The organism is Paenibacillus alba, assembly GCF_013204855.1.
Classification (GTDB): Bacteria; Bacillota; Bacilli; order Paenibacillales; family NBRC-103111; genus Paenibacillus_E; species Paenibacillus_E alba.
Map to the genome: position 1 here is coordinate 120,692 of NZ_JABMKZ010000011.1, position 18,646 is coordinate 139,337.

Here is an 18,646-nt window from a genome sequence, read left to right on the forward strand (position 1 = left end):
TTCTTAAAAGGCGTCTTTGGAACCAAGCAGCACAACGACCGTCTTTAAGACGATTTTAATGTCGAACAGCAAGCTGCGTTTTTTGATATAAGTCAAATCCAACTCGACCATTTGCTGAAAGCTGACATTGCTTCTTCCACTTACTTGCCATAACCCTGTGCAGCCCGGCGTTACCGCCAAACGCTGTTTCTCATAGGGCGTGTATTCCTCCACTTCATTGGGCAAAGCAGGTCTAGGTCCTACCAAGCTCATATTCCCAATGAACACATTCCACAATTGCGGCAATTCATCAATGCTTGTTTTCCGAATCAATCGACCTACACGTGTAACACGTGGATCGTTTTTCATCTTGAACATCGCACCTTCGACTTCATTTTGATCCATTAGTTGCTTCTTCAGCTCTTCGGCGTTCGACACCATGGAGCGGAACTTGTACATTGCGAACAAGGTTTCACCTTTCCCGACCCGATTCTGCTTGAAGAAGACCGATCCTTTGGGATCCTCGACTTTAATCCAGATACCAATCAAGAGAAATAAAGGTGATAAGAACAACATTCCGAGGAATGAGAGAAGGATATCAAGTGTGCGCTTTACGAACAAATAGGATGACAGGCTCTTCCCGCGTGGGACTCTCGAAGCTTGGTAATAGCTTTGCTGCGGGCCCAAATACTCATAATCCTCCTGCAGTTCGCGCAAACTCATTATCGCCACCTCCCATAATCTCTAACAGCGGTGCATAGTTTTCTTTGATCAGAATCGAAGCCATAGCTTCCATCACATCAAAGCGCAAATCTTTGCTCTCTAAGGCAAAAGCCATCGTTGTAAGAATATAGCCAAGGCGTTCACCCACATCATAGCGAGTTCCATCGAATTGGTAAGCCAGAACGCGTTCTATTTGATTAAGCTTCTGAATAGCATCGGTCAGTTGGATTTCTCCACCTGCACCTTTCTCTTGAAGCTCCAAGAATTCGAAAATTTTAGGGGTGAAAACATATCTGCCCATGATGGCAAGATTGGATGGAGCTGTACCCAGCTTAGGTTTTTCTACAAAATCATTAACTTGATACAAGCGGTTATTTTGTACGCCGGGATCAATAATACCGTATCGATTGGTTAATTCAGACGGCACGGACTGCACACCGATAACTGAATTTTCAGATAATTCATATTGCTGAATGAGCTGTTTTAGGCATGGCACCTTAGCTGTAACAATATCATCACCGAGCAGCACGGCGAATGGTTCGTTGCCGATAAATCGTCTTGCACACCAGACGGCATGTCCCAAGCCTTTGGGTTCCTTCTGGCGGATGTAATGAATCTCAACTTTAGCGGAGCGCTGAACTTCCTTAAGAAGCTCCAGCTTCCCCGTCTCCAACAGTTTATTTTCTAATTCAAAAGCGTTGTCAAAGTGATCCTCAATCGCACGCTTCCCTTTTCCGGTCACGATAATAATATCTTCAATACCCGATTCAATGGCTTCTTCCACGATGTATTGGATAGTGGGTTTGTTGATGATTGGGAGCATCTCTTTGGGCATCGCTTTCGTGGCAGGCAGGAATCTCGTCCCTAATCCTGCAGCCGGAATAATTGCTTTTTTCACCGTTTTCATCTAATCTCATCCTCCTATCGATTATGGAAAGTCTAGCCTCAACCTATTGACTGAACACGATGCCAAGCATTCTGGCTCCCGACTGTTCTAGCTGACTTCTGGCTTGCTTCGCCCATTCACGCTTGGTCTTGCCGTTCTTCGCTACCAAGACAACGCCATCGCTGTACTCGGTCAATAAACTAGCATCTGTATAATCTAACGTTGATGGGGAATCCAAGAGGATCACATCATATTGCAGCTTCAACTGACTGAGCAGCTCTGACATGCCCCTTGAACCTAGAAGCTCTGACGGATTCGTAGGTTGACCGCCTGCCGCAATCAGATCAAGACCTCTAATTCCAGTTGGCGTTACAATTTCTGCCAAACTTAATCCTTTGTTTAAGCCGTGGAGCAGACCTTTAGTGTTCTTAACACCGAACAATTCATGGATGGCAGGCTGGCGTAAATTGCCATCTACGATAACGACGGACTTGCCTTCTTGGGCATACGTGATCGCCAAGTTGGCTGCTGTCGTTGTTTTGCCCTCCTGCGATTTGGGCGAGGCAATCAAGAGCACGATGCCCTTATCCGCAGGTACGATCTTCTTGTGTCTGATTGCAGTACGCAAAGCGCGAAACGCTTCTGATACCGGTGACACCGGATCGAGCTCCGTGACAAGCACGTTACTTAACTGTGGCATAGGTTTGTTCGCCTACCTCTCTACTCGCTGCTTTAGCCGGTTTACCCACACCATTCTTCTTGATCGTTCCAATGGAACTGAGGACTGGTAAACCAATAACATGTTCAGCTTCTTTTTCAGAGCGGATGGTATCATTGATATTTTCTAGGAAGAAGAAAACACCAATAGCTGCCATAGCGGAGAGAATGAAGCTCACGGCTAGGTTGATGACCATACTTGAATTTACAGGGAGCGGCTTCACCTTCGGATCGGAGGAAGAAAGAACTTTGACATTGTTCATGTTCATTAGGCCTGGAATTTCGGTTATGAACGTGTCAGCAAGCGCGTTGGTAATCAGCACCGCTTTATCATAGCTCTTGTCTTCCAACTCAATTTTGATAATCTGTGTCTTGTCGGTTGAGCTCACTTTGAGATTCTTCAGCAGCTGCTTCTGCGTCAGATTGAATTCAGGGTGACTCTGCAGCAACAAGTTAATCGTGTGATCCGATTTAATAATTTCCTTGTAGCTCTCGATCAGGTTTATGTTCTTTGTTACCTCGTTTAGATCCATTGCCTCTTCACTCTTGATCATACTGCTTACCAAAACTTGCGTATTGGCCTTATACACCGGCTCCACGAAAGTTTTGCTGACGTAGAAGGTTGTCAGGCAGGAGAGAAGAACGAACAAGCCAATCATCCACAGCTTTTTGCGAATGAGCATAAAGTAATCCAGAAGCGATTTCTCCATGACACCCTCCCGAAAAAAAGATTTTAAATCCCAAGAAACATCATTGATTTTCCAACTATTCTAAGCTATTATTACTGTAATGAAAGCGTTTCATTTGATTTACCCCCACGATCGAACAGACATTCAATCACTCCTTTATTCAGAGCATTCTTCAATCTCTTTCGACAGTATTAGCAGGTTAACATCCCAGAATTCGTATGGTGTCAGAAGGAAGAAAGAATGCCGCTTTTTGTCATTTATTTGGTTGTATATCAAGCTTATATGAATTCTCAGAATTATGATATTACTCAATATTGTGATTTTTGGGTCTATTTGGTATATGCACTATTGGCTATATGTAAGAAAGCAATGGTATACTTTCGGACCAGACGAGCTTCGGTTTGGTTATTGAAAACTGCTGACTAATCCCTTAGATTGTGCTAACAAAGCCGCTTGGGTACGGTCATTTACACTTAATTTATTAAGAATTTGACTGACATGCTTCTTCACCGTAAACTCCGTAACCATCAACTTCTTGGCCATCCCTTGATTCGACAACCCTTCCCCAAGCCCAATCAATACTTCCCGCTCTTTGGGGGTTAGCTTGCTGAAGCTGTCTTCATCCTCTTTCTTGAACAACATCTCCATCAGACCCGGATCATAGTATTTCTTGCCTTTGAAAATCAACTTAATGGCTAACAGCAGCTCTTCCGGCAATGCTTCTTTCAGCACATATCCGTCCGCTCCAGCAGCTTCCGCTTTCCTGACATCCTGCTCCATGGTCGATGAAGTTAGAATAATACTGCGGCAGGACGACTCGCGAATCTGTTCCACCACTTCGATCCCGGAACGATTGCCTAGTTTAAGATCCACGATGGCTAAATCGGGCTTTGTTTTATGAATTAACTCCATAGCTTGTTCAACCGTCTCTGCTTCGCCTGTCACTTCCACATTCGCTTCCAGCTTTAATACGGCCGATAAACCTTTACGCACTAAAGGGTGATCATCTACGATTATGACTTTCACAGTAACACCTGCTTTCGTTAGAATGGGGTTTTACTTTGTCTAGCCCATCGCTTGAAGTTCATCCGGTACTTTCTGTTCTTGCTGTTGTATGGGTAGTGCCACTTGGATATGCGTGCCCTTCCCTTCATTGCTGGTGATGTCAATCGTTCCACCCAATGAATGGACGAGCAGCTTCATGTTATTGACACCGAGTCCGGATGACATCGGATCTGCTAACCGTTCAGTTACAGAGAATCCACGTCCATTATCCAAAACAGATAAATGAATCTCACTCATTTTAATACTCAATTCCACATAGATTTGCGTACTGCTGCCATGACGAATGGCGTTTCCTGTTGCTTCGGAGATGATGCGGAACAACGCCTTTTGATAATTAAGAGGTAAACCATGATCGTCACCGGTTACTTTAAAATTCACTTTGACCGCATGGAGCTTGGACAAGCTGTCCAAATGGGATTTGACGGTCGTAATCCAGAAATCGCCGCCATTTTTCCGTGAGCTTAGACTATAAATCGTTGAGCGAAGCTCTTGCGATGCGGCCACCGACGATTCTTGAATCACTTGCAATTGTTCCTTAATCTGATCTGTCGAAATATCATCCCATTTGCGGTTCAGGGAATGTACAGCATAGACGATACCGAACATGTACTGAGAGACGCTGTCATGCATCTCATCGGCAATCCGATTCTGCTCCTCAATAATCATTAATTGGTTCTCTATTCGCTCCAACTGGTGTCTTTCCAAGATCACCGCACAGAGCTCTGACAGAAAATACAACTGCTTAACGAACCAATGCCTTCCTTCTTCATAACTTGAACGCTCAATCTTCACCCCCATGACACCCCAGAACCGGGTCGACGACTTGATCGGAATAACCAGAAACTCGCCATGTTCAGGCAGTGTCATCACCATGCAGCTATCCAACTGTCTTAACTCTGTGACATTGCTTTCGATGGCTGCACTGAGCGACGCTTCGACGCCTGCTTGGGTTACACCTTGCGTAATAATTCGCTCATCCCGCTCATGTCCATTCACATCCCAGAAAAATGACATCCTCAATCGCGTTAGTTTAAGAGCAAATTCAGCGAAAATAATTTTCAGGTTCTCCGATTCGCTGTGCGTAGCAGCTTCTACAATTTGGTAGAGAGATTTCATGTGCTCCATCGTTTCCGTCGTACGCGTATTGGCAATTTCCAGTCTGGTTTTCACACCGACGAGTAATTGGATGGATAAGGTCATAAACAATAGGACCAGATAGAAATGATTATCACTAATCAACATATGACCTAATGCCTGGTGATTCGGATTAACAAAGATGAAGGAAAAAGCGGTGACAAATAAGAAATAACTGATCATCATAAACCAGCAATATACGGAGGAAAGATAACTGGCTGCCATCCAAGCAGGATTGAAAACACACCACAGGAATGGACTTTCCATTCCGCCGCTGAGAAGATGCAGAATCATCATACCTGCCATTTCCAAGCCAACCGTGATTTTAACAACCCTAGAAGCTTGTCCACTCTTGGTATACATGTCTGTTATCCATTTGGCAAATAAGAATAAAGAGAGGATAATACACATCTTCAGCCCTATTGGGGGCCCGCGATCTTCAATCGCATAAACAAACGAAGTAACAGCTAAAGAAATATATCGATACAAGTAAAAGACTTGCCCCTCACCTGAGAACATTCTTCTCATTCGTATAACCATCCCTTACCTGTTATTTAATTTTTTACAGACCAATCCCGTCATTATTTAGATTACTTCTTCAACAATACCCAAGATGACAGTGAACAAAACAGTAAAATTTTTACAATTATGTCCATGACTTATTCCTATAGGGTTCGTGTAAAATGTATTTTTCTGTCTCAAAAAATGGAAAAATGCAATTTTCAGGCATTCTGATCTACTTATTTTGATCACATTGGCCTACTTACGCTACAAATCGTTTTTAGGGAAGGAGATAAGCACCAGACAAGAATTCATTCTTTTGTCTCATAACTTTTTTTCAAAAAATTAATAATAATCCCACAAAAAGGACTTAATCATGTAAGGATTCCTCACACTTGTAATGAGGTATTCCTTATGGATGAGAATGAATGGACCTCCTTCAGCACGACAGGTACATCAGTGATGCCTGCAAGATCAAATATCAGTTCCTTGTCTGCCAAATGTTGGTTGCACCTAGAAGGTAGCTTAACCTTACCAAATAGCAAAATTTATATAAATAGGAACCAAGATGGAATTCAAAGTGGTAGCTAAAACCTAAGAACAAAAAGAAGCTGCCTATAGAAGCAGCCCCTTTTCTGATCATATCTAGTTCTAACTACCTTCGCCGTTGCGATTATTGTTCCATAATAGGCAAACGCCAGTCGTTGCAATGCATGAAAGTTCCCGGCGGGTATTCAAACGAACATTCGGACACCAGTTGAAAATGAAGCTTGCGGCATATCGCATTGGAGGCTGGATTATCGACAGAAGGAAAAGCATGAATGAACCTCAGCCTTTGCTCAGCTTTGGCTTGTTTGATGGCTTCAGCGGTTGCCAATGCTGCAATGCCCTTGCCTTGGAATGGAGGAAGTACCCCCCATCCCATCTCGTAGACCATTTCTCCTTGCCAACTGGTTTCCCAGTAACCTACATTTCCGACGGAAACACCTTCAGGCATAAGTACGATGCTAAACATTCGTCCTTTCCCCACTGCACTTAGGTCGCAATACCGCTTATGTCGTTGGTGCACCTGCTCATCCGTCTCAGGTCCCCCTAAATGATCCAGCATTTCGGGAATATTTAATTGATGCAGCAGGTCAAAGTCCGTCTCTGCCCATGGTACTATCTGAACCGCGGACTTCCAAAAAGTAAAGCAACAGAACCCATACGTGCTAAAAGTTTCAAAAATAGTCCGATCAACATCGTCTGCTTTATAATTTCGATGAACAACCTTTTGGTTATCTTCTTCCTCTCCATAAGAGATTGCCCACAGTTCAATAGCAGTTTCCTTTTTCATGATGGACAGCACATAGTCAGTTAGTTGATCTAAACATGTTGAATCGAAACTTCCGCCAAGCCAATAAATATAGTTCTTCTTAATGTATCGCTCCAAACCGTAAGGCGGGTTTTTGCAAATACAGACTTGCAATCCCTCTGAATTCGCTTTTTTATCTGCATGATTGACTTCTGGAAGCGGATAGTCAGATGCCACGAATCGAAATAAACTCATATCACATTTCTCCTTTATAACTGTAAACCAAATCTTTTCAACTCCACGAAGATGCCTTCCAAACGCCTGCCTTTATCCGTTAACGTATACTCCACGCGTGGCGGCACTTCTGGGTACACCTTTCTAACCAATAGGTCGTTAGCTTCCAACTCCTTAAGTCGCAGCGAGAGGGTCTTGGGACTTATGCCATCCATAGATTTCAGCAGATCGCTGAAGCGCAGCGTTCCTTCTATTAATAGGTCGCGAACAATTAAAAAGGTCCATTTGGTCCCAATTAAATCTAATGTCTTGGCAATTGGGCACAACACGCCCGGTTCGCCTTTGGTCAATATGACCGGCTCATGACTATTCATGTTCTTTTTCTCCTTCTAAACTAATGATTCCTTAAGGGAAATTATAGGTAATTAGAAGCATTACGGCAACTATTCATTTATCCAAAATCAAAATAAAACCCCTGAGTACCCATTAGCTGTGGGCTCAGAGGCTTACGTCAAGCCATTCTAAATGCTGATTTCTAGCTCTTGCTTCAAACGATCAATCTGCAGGCGATGATGACGGAAATGCATTTCGATCAACTGAAACCACTCCTTCGCATGAAGCCCGCCGAATCTAGGATGTGCAGCCGTCTGATGAACTGGAGCTGTCTCCAGTTGAGGTTGGATTTCCTTCAGCTTGCTAAGCACAGCTTGCAAACCATTCATGATCTGCTCTTTGTCGAGTGGCTGCGAAGGCGTGTATTGCGGTGACGCGGGAACAGAAATCTTGATCGGCGGAAAGCTTGCTGCTTCAAAAACAGCTTCACCAGCCTGAGTTTTTCCTGCGATTGCGTTTACGGTTGCTTCACTCGGCTGTAAGCATGTCTCGATATTTCGAATTTGCATATACAGCGACGTTTGGATTAAATGAACATACACTTGTCCTAATGACCATTCCGTTTCACTTGGCTGGCGTGTCAACTGCTCCATGCTGAACTCAGTTAATTCTGCCTCATACAAGTGGATGATCTCTTCAAGCTTTTGTAATGTTTGTGTCGTATTCATAGGTTATAAACAGCTCCTTCTTGATTTATAGCCTCATCATACACCTTAGTTACTGACAGCATCCTGTCAGTAGCTCTTGGACATCAATTCAATTTCTTCACGAACTCGAATGCGTAAAGATTCTGGTTCCATGACTACGATATCCGAGCCCCAACTGAGTACCCATGACAGGATATCTTCAATCTGTCGGACGCGAAACGTCAGTTCCAACTGTTCATCTTTAACCGCCATTTCTTCCAAGTAGAAATTATTCGATTCTTTGATGCGGTTCGCAATCCCCTGCTTCGCAAGCATGCGTACATGAATATTGCGATCATCAACGGTTTTGTAATTTTGAAGATTGAATTCAGCAGGAAGCAAGAAGGTTTCCGTCGTAACGATCAGATCGCTCATTCGGGACAAGCGGAAATGCCGGATCTCTTGCCGCAGCTCGCAAAAAGCAATTAATACCCAAGAACCATTAATAAGAATAAGGCCATAAGGCGCAACTTTACGAACCAGATGGCGATGTGATTCGGTATCAGCCCTAATTTTGGAATATTGAAATTGCACCTTGGTAAGCGTCAATATGACTTGACGCAGTATGGCTAGATATTCCTTCTCCTTATAACTGACCTCAGCTAGGTTAGGATCTACAACTTTGGTTGTCTTGCGAATTCGATGTACCTCATCGAGAATACGTTCTGGTAAAATCGTTTCAATTTTGGACTGGGCTGTCTGCGCCTTCGCCCCATAGCTGGAATCGAATTTCTGTACGACAAAATCCGTCCCAATCAGCAGCGATACCGCTTCTTCAATCGTAAAGCTGAGTGGCGGCAAAAAATAACCTTCCATTAAGGAATAGCCGATTCCTGTCGACCCGACGACCGGCACTCCCGCTTCGCTTAGAGCCTGAATATCACGATAAATCGTTCTGCGACTGGTTTCAAACGTATCTGCCAAATCCTCAGCACGCAGCGTTCCTTTGCTCTGAAGTTCCAAGACGATAGCTAATAACCGATCCGTTTTGTTCATATGAACAGCCACCTATTTCAATTGTTAATATAATCGTTTGGAATATCCTTCTGCCAAACGATCTGCGATAACCTCAGCAGTTATCCCTTCAAGCTTGGCATGATCTGCCAAAATTGTGGCCGCTGAAGGCAGCATCTCTCTTTGCAGCCAGGACTCTGGCTCCCACAAGCCTGAACGCTTAAACGCTTTTGCGCAGTGTAGAAAGCACTCTTCCACCTGCACCACGATGCCTAGAAGCGGATCTTTATCACTCGCCCGCATCGCTTGAAGCAGTTGTTTATCCTTCGTAATAAAGGCTCGACCATTTATTCGCAAAGTCTCGCCGAAACTAGGAATTAGAAAAAGCAATCCGATTTCCGGGTTACTGATCATGTTTCGAAAGGTATCTACTCTTTTATTCCCCGGACGATCTGGAATGATTATTGTTTTCTCATCGACAATGTGGACAAAACCAGCTGCGTCCCCCCTCGGAGAAACATCACATTTGCCATGCGCATCCGCAGTTGAGATGAATACAAACGGCGACTTGGCAATGTAATCACGGCAATGTGCATCAATGTGAGAAATGACCTTTTTATTCACAAGCTCGCTCGGATAGCCAAGTATCGAGCGAAGCTCCTCTTCCGTAGTCACCAATTCGTTGGGATTAATCTTTGGCAATGACAACCCTCCCATTTGCATCTATGAAATAATCAGTGCTTGCTTATGAAGAGCATAATAACACATTTTCTCGTAAAAAGGAGCCTTTGCAATGACTTCATTGGCTTTACTCATTGATAATTTTAAAAGTGAGCTTAATCATCTTAACACTTTGAAACATGGCTAAATAATCAACCATCCCCTTCTCATCGCTAGGATCATATTGAACATCTGTTGGCGTAAAAAAGAGAAATACCTGATTCCCTTTTTCGCCTATTTCCGAGATCGGAATGATTCCTTTTATTTCTTCTTTGCTTAAATTCCATTCCTCTTTATCCCATACAGCGAGGGTAAATAAGATACCTGTTCCAGTTGCCTTGTTAATAAAATTAATACTGTGACCATAGGAAACCGCTTGATCAACGATGTCATACTTGTCAGACCAGCTTAAAGGCAGCTGAAGTGAAAAATGATAAGTATCATTTTCATACAACATGGTCGTGATTGGCTGATAGTGTTCCTCTTTGGGCGGGTTCGCCTGCAAATGGTCAAACTTTACCTTCATTCGCTCAATAAATGTGACGGCCTCGGTTCTTGTAACAAAGTCACCGCTATGAAACCCGTCTACACTTAGCTCAGTCTTCCCTTCAGCCAATCCAGTATCAAGTACATAGCGAATTGAATCTTCTCTGCTATAATTCCTTCCTGTGGCATTCGCTAGCATTTGAGCGACCATTCCTCTGGACATACTCATATGTGTCGTTGCATGACCCCCCAAGGAGGATGGAGCAACAGTTTTCCAATTCATGTTATTTGCGTAGGTTGCATAGGGTGTTGCCCAATTCGAAGATTCTGGACTTGGTGCAAAATCTGCAGGGTGATAGGCTCTAATTAGCATCGCAATAAATTCAAATTGATCAACTTCCGAATTTGGCTGAAATGTGCCATCCGGATATCCTTCAATAACGGCATGATCAAGTGCCCATTGAATATGCGGATATCCCCAGAAAGAATTGGATATATCAGAAAACGATTCGCTGCTAGCACCTGAAGCTGTTGCACATGTACTAACCATTTGGAGGGAAAGTAAAGTCAAAAGGACTTGTTTTTTATACTTTTCCAAAAAAATCACCTCGTTATTTATATTGTCAAAACGTACATACAAGATCCACTTCATTAGACGTCTTGCAGCATATAAAGTTGTTAAAATAAGGAAATAAACGTCTTTGAACTTCAACATTGAAAAAAGCCGCCTTTCGGCAGCACAGTTCCTCTATGATGGGCATCCTACATTCGTAGTTTCATTAGCAAGCTGTTGGTTTAATTAGTAGTAAGCAAGTAATAAAGGAGGATACACCTATGCCCAATAAAGTTCACCTTGAGGCTGCTGCTCAGAAATTTGCCGATGACAATGCAAAACCCCCTTTCCTCTTTGACCTTGGTCCTGAAAAAGGACGAGAAACGGTCGACAAGGTGCAGTCAGAGCCCGTACATAAAGAACCCGTCGATATAGAAGATTTTACGATAAAGGAAGGTCCGATCGGGCCCGTGTCTGTGCGAGTTTTACGTCCCAAAAATGCTCCCGATCCGCTCCCTGTCATCCTCTACATCCACGGAGCAGGTTGGGTGTTTGGCAACGAGCATACACATGATAGGCTAATTCGTGAACTAGCCGTTGGATCCCAATCTGCTGTTGTTTTTCCGAATTATAGCTTATCGCCGGAAGCTAAATACCCAACGGCCTTAGAAGAAATCTATGCCGTATTGCAATGGGTTGCGGAGAACAGCCGCGATCAAGGCTTTGACGCAGAGCGCATCACCATTGCAGGCGATAGTGTTGGAGGGAATATGGCTGCTGCGATTACTTTGGTCGCCAAGGAACGCAAAGGTCCGGCCATTCGGAAGCAGCTTCTGTTCTATCCGGTAACCGAAGCCTCCTTCGAGACGGATTCCTATGAACAGTTTGCGACAGGCTATTTCCTGCGCCGCGATGCGATGCAGTGGTTTTGGGATCAATACACGGCTGATCCCCGCGAACGCGCGGAGATTACGGCTTCGCCGCTGCGCGCAACGCTCGAGCAGCTGAGCAGCCTGCCGCCCGCGCTGATCATCACGGGCGAAGCCGATGTGCTTCGCGATGAAGGCGAAGCCTACGCGAATAAGCTCCGCGAAGCCGGCGTGCCTGTCACCGCCGTGCGCTTCCAAGGCATCATCCACGATTTCGTGATGCTGAATGCCTTGGCCGACACCGCCGCGGCGCGCGGGGCGATACTGCTCGCGAACGCATGGCTGCGCGAGCAATAAAAGCTGCTTCGCAAGTTTTCATTGAAACTAAGCTGGCCGTTAAAAGAGGCTGCCGTTTGTGCCGGCAGCCTCCATAAATTGTTGCTGATCCATACGATCATCAAAAAGCCTGACATCCCAGGCACTAGTGTGCCGCTGCAACTGAAAGCCTGCGAAAATGCAGGCTTTTTTCAATGTATCACCGAAAAAGAGGAAAAGCCTGCAATTGTGCAGGCTTTTTGGCCTTTTTCAGACTAAAATCTAAAAAGTACCGCAAGAACCTGCACTTTTGCAGGAATTTAAGAATATGGGTCATTCTGAGCGAAAAAAGATGCACTATTGCAGCTTTTCCTCATTTACCAGGCTAAGCTATTTATATTCATCAGCTACTGCTTTTGGGCACTTTCCGAGCTGTACACATCCGAATATTTCGTATCTGACTTCTCCCAAACGTCTGCATATGCGGGATTTTGCTGAAATTCTTCCAGAGCAAATGAACAAGATGGAATGATTTTGCGGCCTTTCTCTCTCGCTTCTTCAACTACCAAATTCAGCAACTGATGTCCAAGATGCCGCCCGCGGAAACGCGGGTCAACAAACGTATGATCAATGACCCACGTATCCACATCAACAAGCTTATAAGTGATTTCCCCTACCGTGCCGGTTATCGTATTTAAGATATAGCTGTTCCCTTGTTTTTGGACAACGACTTCTTCTTCCGCTTCCCGAAATGTTGGATTGATTTGATTCATAAATGATGGCACCTCCTGAAGGATAATAACGAATTAGTCATCATTACCCTTTGAAGGTGATCCTGAACCATCCCTATAAATCAGTAACGGCTCCCTTGGAGGCCGAAGAAACTAACCGCGCATATTTAGCAAGCACACCTCTGCTTACTTTTAATGGCGGCTGAATCCAAGCTTGCTTGCGCTTTTCTAATTCCTCAGCTGTGATCTGGAAGGAAATTTCCTGGGTTTCACTATCAATCGTGATCGCATCGCCATGCTGGAGATAAGCAATCGGTCCACCAACTTGCGCTTCAGGGGCAACATGCCCGACAACAAAGCCGTGTGATCCCCCCGAGAATCGGCCATCCGTCATCAGCGCAACTTCACCGCCCAGACCTTTTCCTACTATTAAAGCCGTGACAGAAAGCATTTCCGGCATACCGGGTCCGCCTTTGGGACCACAGTAGCGAATGACTAGCACATCGCCTTTTTGGATTTCATCTCTGAGGATCGCCTCCGTTGCCGCGGCTTCGCTGTCATATACCCGAGCTGGGCCGGTAAATCGCAGCTTTTTCATGCCGGACATTTTGGCGATGGCTCCTTCCGGCGCCAAGTTTCCTTTTAATACAACAAGAGGACCTGTAGCTTTCAAGGGTTTATCAAAAGGATAAATAATATCCTGATCTTCCCTTAGCGGTGCAGCTTCCGCTAGATTTTCAGCCAACGTTCTCCCTGTTACGGTCAAACAATCACCATGAAGCAGTCCTTGCGCAAGAAGCAGTTTCATGACACCTGGCACTCCGCCAATATCATTCAAATCCTGCATCGCATATTTACCACTGGGCTTCAGATCAGCAATATGCGGGACCTTCATACGAATCCGTTCAAAATCATCATACGTTAACTCAACTTCTACAGAATGAGCGATGGCGATTAAATGCAAGAAAGCGTTGGTTGATCCGCCTAAGGCCATAACAACTGTGATCGCATTTTCAAAAGCTCGCTTCGTCATAATATCTCGTGGATAGATGCCTTTGTCCAATAAGTCGATAACCGTTCCGCCAGCTTTGACACATTCTAAGGCTTTATTTGCCGAGATGGCAGGTGTAGAAGAGGAACCCGGCAGACTCATTCCTAAAGCTTCTGCGGCTGAAGCCATCGTATTCGCGGTGTACATGCCGCCGCATGCTCCTGCCCCAGGGCAAACACTGCATTCCACTTTGTGCAATTCTTCTTCCGTCATGCGCCCATCATGATATTGCCCCACAGCCTCGAACGCGGTGACGATATCCACATCTTTCCCATCCAGCTTCCCTGGCTGAATCGTTCCTCCATACACATACACCGCAGGCAGATTCATTCTGCCAATGGCCATTAAGCAAGCTGGTGTATTCTTATCACATCCGCCAACTGCAACCAAACCGTCAAAGCGTTCTGCGCCAGTAACGATTTCAATGGAATCGGCAATGGCCTCGCGGCTTGGCAAAGAAAACAACATTCCGTCATGCCCCATGGATATGCCATCGGAGACGGTTATCGTGTTGAATATGAGCGGGGCTCCCCCGTGCTCCTGAACGCCTTTCTTGGCGTGCAAAGCGAGATCATTAATATGAATATTGCAAGGCGTAACCTCGCTCCAAGTGCTGGCAACACCGATCATCGGCTTCTTGAAATCCTCATCCTTGAAACCAACCGCACGCAACATCGCACGGTTGGGAACGCGGTTCACGCCTTCGCTTATCACTTTACTGCGAATTCTCAAGTCTTTCTTGTCGGTCATAGGGATGCATCCTCTCGTATAGATCGTTGATTTGTTATATGCAATATATCGCATACGAATATTGAATGCAATCTTTTTATTGTGAAAATGAAAAAGCCTCTAACGCGACCACTCAATGGATGAGTGACCGCGTTTAGAGGTAAAAAAACTGAGACGGCTTTTTGGGGCGGGCTCAGCTTGCTTTTTCGGGGGTTGGGGCTTTTTTAGTTCATGAGACTGCCTTTTTCGCAGGCTCATGAGGCTTCCGGCTACTTTTTGCCACTGAGACGGCATTTTCGGCGGGCTCAGCTTGCTTTTTCAGGGGTTGGGGCTTTTTTAGCTCATGAGACTGCCTTTTGGGCAGGCTCGGCAGGCTTCCGGCTACTTTTTGCTACTGAGACGGCATTTTCGGCGGGCTCAGCTTGCTTTTTCAGGGGTTGGGGCTTTTTTAGCTCATGAGACTGCCTTTTTCGCAGGCTCAGGAGGTTTCCGGCTACTTTTTGCCACTGAGGCGGCATTTTTGGCGGGCTCAGCTTGCTTTTTCGGGGGTTGGGGCTTTTTTAGCTCACGAGACTGCCTTTTGGGCAGGCTCGGCAGGCTTCCGGCTACTTTTTGCTGCTGAGACGGCATTTTCGGCGGGCTCAGCTTGCTTTTTCGGGGGTTGGGGCTTTTTTAGTTCATGAGACTGCCTTTTTGGCAGGCTCATGAGGCTTCCGGCTGCTTTTTGCTGCTGAGAAGCTCGTCAAGTAGAATATAAAAGGAAAAGGCATTGATGTAAACATGATCACCGTGCTAATGTCTAATATAAAAAATAACCGATCGCAACCAAGGCAAGCAGTGAAAGCCCCCCAGCTATCGGAAGGGGCCTGAAACTCCTTTTCTCTGCCTTATCGTACCAGTGTGCATTTCGCGAGCGTCTCTCTATCTCTTTGACCTGCTCCTCGTATCTTTTCTCTATCTCATATAGATTCCACATGGCAGCTCCCCCTATTCGTTGGTGGAAACGAATTTTACCATGGTCGAAAGTACTTCCTTTTTCATGAACAAACAAGCAAGAAAGGCTACAATCGCGAAAGCAATGCTGATGGCAAAAATATGTTGGAAAGCTCCAGTGAAAATCAGCTTAATATTCATCAGCAGTTCCGCAGAAATCCCCTTCGGAATGCCGCCATTCATAATCGTTTCGCTCGTTCCCTCGGGAAACTGAGCGGATAATCCCGAGATCCCACTCGAGATATTTCTGGACAGCAAGCTGCCAAAGATGCTGAAACCAAGCGTAGTTCCAATTGCCTGGAACAACTGAACCGTTGCAACTCCTACCCCGCTATGCTCCTTCTGCACAGATTCCTGCACAATCAAGTTATCCGAGCCGAATAGTACGCCAATACCGAGTCCGAGAATGAAAAAGGCAACGATCACATAGAGAACGGTCGTATCGACACCTATGCGGGACAGCAGAATAAAACTAATGAAAGGAAAGACAAAAGAAACGATGAAAAGATGCTTGTAAGCAATTTTGGTAATCAAATTCCCGCAAACGATACTCGCTGGTATGGCACCGGCCATGAAGGCTAACGATAAATAGCCTGATGCTGTTGGTGATAAGCCCATCACATTTTGAGCGAAGAAAGGGAATCCCGACATACCGCCCATAATGCCCAGCATTGTAAGAAAAACAATAACAGATAACACGATAATCGAGCGATTTTTAAATAAGACTAGTGGAATAATCGGTTCCTTCGCTCTCGCTTCAATCCGCACAAAGAGGATAATCAGCGCTCCAGCTGCTATTAATAAGCTAATGATGATGGGAGAACCCCATGAATACCCTTTGACATCAATGAGAACAGGAGCAAGCAGCAGGGACAGCATCGACAGTACAAGCGTGAAAGCTCCCGCCCAATCAATGACCTTTTTCTCTGTCCCGACAGACTCGCGCATGCCTTTGGAAACAACAAACGCTGAGGCAATTGCAACCGGAATGTTGATGAGAAAAATCCAATGCCAGCTAATATGACTGACAAAATAGCCGCCAATCGTCGGCCCAAGCAGTTGTGGCAGAATAAGCAGCGGGCCTACCAAACTTTGTACTTTCGCTCGCTGTTCCAATGGAAATGTATCTCCGATGATGATCATGGCAAGGGGCATGAGCCCACCTGCTCCGATGCCCTGAACGCCCCTGCCAACCAAAAGCATCGTCATGGAATCTGCGAAACCGCAAATGATGGACCCGATCAAGAACAAAGCCACACAGCTTAAATAAATCTTCTTGCGACCGTAAATATCAGCCAGTTTGCCGAAAATCGGCATAAACATCGTGATGGAGAGCATGTAGATACCGGCAACCCACCCGTATAGCGATAAACCGTGCAAATCTCTAATAATGGTTGGCAAAGCTGTGGATACAATCGTTTGGTCCAGTTCCGAGAATATCAGACCTAACAGCAATCCGATAAGAACCAGTTTCTTATTATTTCCTTGCGTTTTCAAAAGGACACCTCATCTTCATCCATATTGGTTGCTTCTTCTTACTTCTCTATAAGCATAAAACCAAAATGAACTTCCTTCATCCGACTTGGGGATTTAAATTGTCTCAGTCTGGAGAACTAGAATGATTGCCGCTTTTTTGGGTGAGTGGGCTTAACAGTGCTGCTCCTATGACAAGTAAAACGCCGCTAACGATATATACCGTGAGTAGCGATAGTTCATTTTTCAAATAGCCAGAAACCGACATCCCCATTACCATCATCCCCATAAAAATCGATGTGATCGCTCCACTGACCCGTCCCATGAACGCACTTTCGGTATTTCTAATCATAAGGGTTTGAATACCGATTTGAACGCATGGATAAAATAAACCGGCAATAATTTGAAGCACAATAGTCAACACAATGTTGTGTGATACGCCAACTAGTATCGTACTAAAAGCACTAACAAGTAAACCAACGGCAAGCAAAATTTGTGGTTTAATCTTTTTGGCGATCCCCATGATACTAATACCGCCTAACAGCATCGCTGCCCCATTTGTCAGTAAAAGCCACTGTAAAAATGATTTGTCTAACCCCAGATTTTCAATGACGATGAACAACGATAGGGGTTGAATGATGCCTGATGCCACTCCCGTGACAGCAAAGGTTACGCTTAGCGTCCTCAGTGAAGGATTAAACCATAAATACCGAAGTCCAGACATCATATCTTTCATAAAATGACTTGAGCTTTCGGATTTTGGTTCTTTGTGATCGCGAGGAAGCCGCAGTAAGATGACGCCTGAGCCACAGAACATAACAAGTGTGAGCATCAAAGAAACTTCTATACCGAACTGAAGATAGATAAAAGTGCCAATAATCGGACCCAAGACCATAAATATCGCAATTAAGGTTTGATTCATCGCCATCACGCCTTGCAATTGTTCCATGGTTACATGCTTCTTGTAAATTTTCATGGCAGAAGGCTGTGAGAATTGAGATAAGCTTGCCGATACGAATGTTCCTAAGAGCAGCGCAATCCATGAACCGTAGTGAAAAGCAATAAGAACAATGAGTACAGATAAGGCAGAAATGAAATCCGCTCCGACCATGGTTCGTTTTGGCTGCCAGCGATCAGCGAATGAGCCTCCAATTATAGCAAACACAAACATAGGCGCATACTCGACAACCGAAATCAGAGATACATAGTGCGGATCATTATTCGTCCACTCTGCGACATATAGCAGAACAGCAAAATTGCGGATCCAAATACCCAGCTGCAAGAGCACACGGGATACGAAGATGGTTCGTACATAACGATTTGAAAACATGTGAATTCATATCCTCCCTTTAAAATTATTTTCGGAGCAATAAAGTAAACATTTTTATTTTATTACCACCAATAAATAGACATATTACATTAATGTTTATTAAATTTCAATGTATTTATAATAAATTTATAGATAAAATGC

18 protein-coding genes are annotated in these 18,646 nt (G+C 44.7%); 2 read left to right on the top strand and 16 right to left on the bottom strand.

What is annotated here, in order from left to right; translation table 11 throughout:
• Positions 1 to 3 precede the first annotated feature (3 nt).
• The 12 genes from HQN90_RS16115 to HQN90_RS16170 all read right to left on the bottom strand — a co-directional run bounded on the left by HQN90_RS16115 (position 4) and on the right by HQN90_RS16170 (position 11,059).
• Positions 4 to 702 carry a sugar transferase gene (locus HQN90_RS16115; protein ID WP_173220440.1) on the bottom strand — a complete coding sequence of 233 codons (699 nt, stop codon included), beginning with the start codon at positions 700 to 702 and terminating at the stop codon, positions 4 to 6.
• A complete protein-coding gene (gene galU / locus HQN90_RS16120; RefSeq protein WP_173220442.1) occupies positions 671 to 1,609 on the bottom strand; it encodes a UTP--glucose-1-phosphate uridylyltransferase GalU in 939 nt (312 codons plus the stop codon). The genes HQN90_RS16115 and galU overlap by 32 nt, the downstream gene beginning before the upstream one ends.
• A gap of 43 nt (positions 1,610 to 1,652) precedes the next feature.
• Positions 1,653 to 2,288: a CpsD/CapB family tyrosine-protein kinase gene (locus HQN90_RS16125; RefSeq protein WP_173220444.1), complete on the bottom strand. Its 636-nt coding sequence runs from the start codon at positions 2,286 to 2,288 to the stop codon at positions 1,653 to 1,655.
• Positions 2,272 to 3,015, bottom strand: coding sequence for a YveK family protein (locus tag HQN90_RS16130; protein ID WP_173220446.1), 744 nt, complete (start codon positions 3,013 to 3,015; stop codon positions 2,272 to 2,274). Before HQN90_RS16130 ends, HQN90_RS16125 begins: the two co-directional genes overlap by 17 nt.
• Positions 3,016 to 3,399: 384 nt before the next feature.
• Entirely contained in the window at positions 3,400 to 4,020 is a 621-nt protein-coding gene (locus tag HQN90_RS16135) for a response regulator (protein WP_173220448.1), read from the bottom strand.
• Between the two features lie 39 nt (positions 4,021 to 4,059).
• Positions 4,060 to 5,721 carry a sensor histidine kinase gene (locus HQN90_RS16140; RefSeq protein WP_173220450.1) on the bottom strand — a complete coding sequence of 554 codons (1,662 nt, stop codon included), beginning with the start codon at positions 5,719 to 5,721 and terminating at the stop codon, positions 4,060 to 4,062.
• A gap of 646 nt (positions 5,722 to 6,367) precedes the next feature.
• Complete coding sequence (locus HQN90_RS16145) at positions 6,368 to 6,922, bottom strand: GNAT family N-acetyltransferase (protein ID WP_338042335.1); 555 nt, start codon at positions 6,920 to 6,922, stop codon at positions 6,368 to 6,370.
• A gap of 335 nt (positions 6,923 to 7,257) precedes the next feature.
• Positions 7,258 to 7,596, bottom strand: coding sequence for a winged helix-turn-helix transcriptional regulator (locus tag HQN90_RS16150; RefSeq protein ID WP_173220452.1), 339 nt, complete (start codon positions 7,594 to 7,596; stop codon positions 7,258 to 7,260).
• Positions 7,597 to 7,743: 147 nt separating this feature from the next.
• Positions 7,744 to 8,283, bottom strand: a complete 540-nt coding sequence (locus HQN90_RS16155) for a DinB family protein (protein WP_173220453.1) — start codon at positions 8,281 to 8,283, stop codon at positions 7,744 to 7,746.
• A gap of 66 nt (positions 8,284 to 8,349) precedes the next feature.
• Positions 8,350 to 9,297, bottom strand: coding sequence for a helix-turn-helix transcriptional regulator (locus HQN90_RS16160; protein WP_173220455.1), 948 nt, complete (start codon positions 9,295 to 9,297; stop codon positions 8,350 to 8,352).
• Between the two features lie 24 nt (positions 9,298 to 9,321).
• Positions 9,322 to 9,963, bottom strand: a complete 642-nt coding sequence (locus tag HQN90_RS16165) for a pyridoxamine 5'-phosphate oxidase family protein (RefSeq protein WP_420851052.1) — start codon at positions 9,961 to 9,963, stop codon at positions 9,322 to 9,324.
• 100 nt (positions 9,964 to 10,063) lie between these two features.
• On the bottom strand, positions 10,064 to 11,059 hold the full coding sequence (locus HQN90_RS16170) for an S-layer homology domain-containing protein (RefSeq protein ID WP_173220459.1): 996 nt from the start codon (positions 11,057 to 11,059) through the stop codon (positions 10,064 to 10,066).
• Between the two features lie 236 nt (positions 11,060 to 11,295).
• Here HQN90_RS16170 and HQN90_RS16175 point away from each other — a divergent pair, with 236 nt between their 5' ends.
• On the top strand, positions 11,296 to 12,240 hold the full coding sequence (locus HQN90_RS16175) for an alpha/beta hydrolase (protein WP_173220461.1): 945 nt from the start codon (positions 11,296 to 11,298) through the stop codon (positions 12,238 to 12,240).
• Positions 12,241 to 12,261: 21 nt separating this feature from the next.
• Positions 12,262 to 12,477: a hypothetical protein gene (locus HQN90_RS16180; RefSeq protein ID WP_173220463.1), complete on the top strand. Its 216-nt coding sequence runs from the start codon at positions 12,262 to 12,264 to the stop codon at positions 12,475 to 12,477.
• Positions 12,478 to 12,605: 128 nt separating this feature from the next.
• On the opposite strand, the gene HQN90_RS16185 is transcribed toward HQN90_RS16180, so the two are convergent.
• The 4 genes from HQN90_RS16185 to HQN90_RS16200 all read right to left on the bottom strand — a co-directional run bounded on the left by HQN90_RS16185 (position 12,606) and on the right by HQN90_RS16200 (position 18,505).
• Positions 12,606 to 12,983 carry a GNAT family N-acetyltransferase gene (locus tag HQN90_RS16185; protein WP_476739326.1) on the bottom strand — a complete coding sequence of 126 codons (378 nt, stop codon included), beginning with the start codon at positions 12,981 to 12,983 and terminating at the stop codon, positions 12,606 to 12,608.
• Between the two features lie 61 nt (positions 12,984 to 13,044).
• Entirely contained in the window at positions 13,045 to 14,730 is a 1,686-nt protein-coding gene (gene ilvD, locus HQN90_RS16190; RefSeq protein WP_173220467.1) for a dihydroxy-acid dehydratase, read from the bottom strand.
• 966 nt (positions 14,731 to 15,696) lie between these two features.
• On the bottom strand, positions 15,697 to 17,199 hold the full coding sequence (locus tag HQN90_RS16195) for an MDR family MFS transporter (RefSeq protein ID WP_173220469.1): 1,503 nt from the start codon (positions 17,197 to 17,199) through the stop codon (positions 15,697 to 15,699).
• Between the two features lie 103 nt (positions 17,200 to 17,302).
• Positions 17,303 to 18,505, bottom strand: a complete 1,203-nt coding sequence (locus tag HQN90_RS16200; protein ID WP_173220471.1) for an MFS transporter — start codon at positions 18,503 to 18,505, stop codon at positions 17,303 to 17,305.
• Positions 18,506 to 18,646 lie beyond the last annotated feature (141 nt).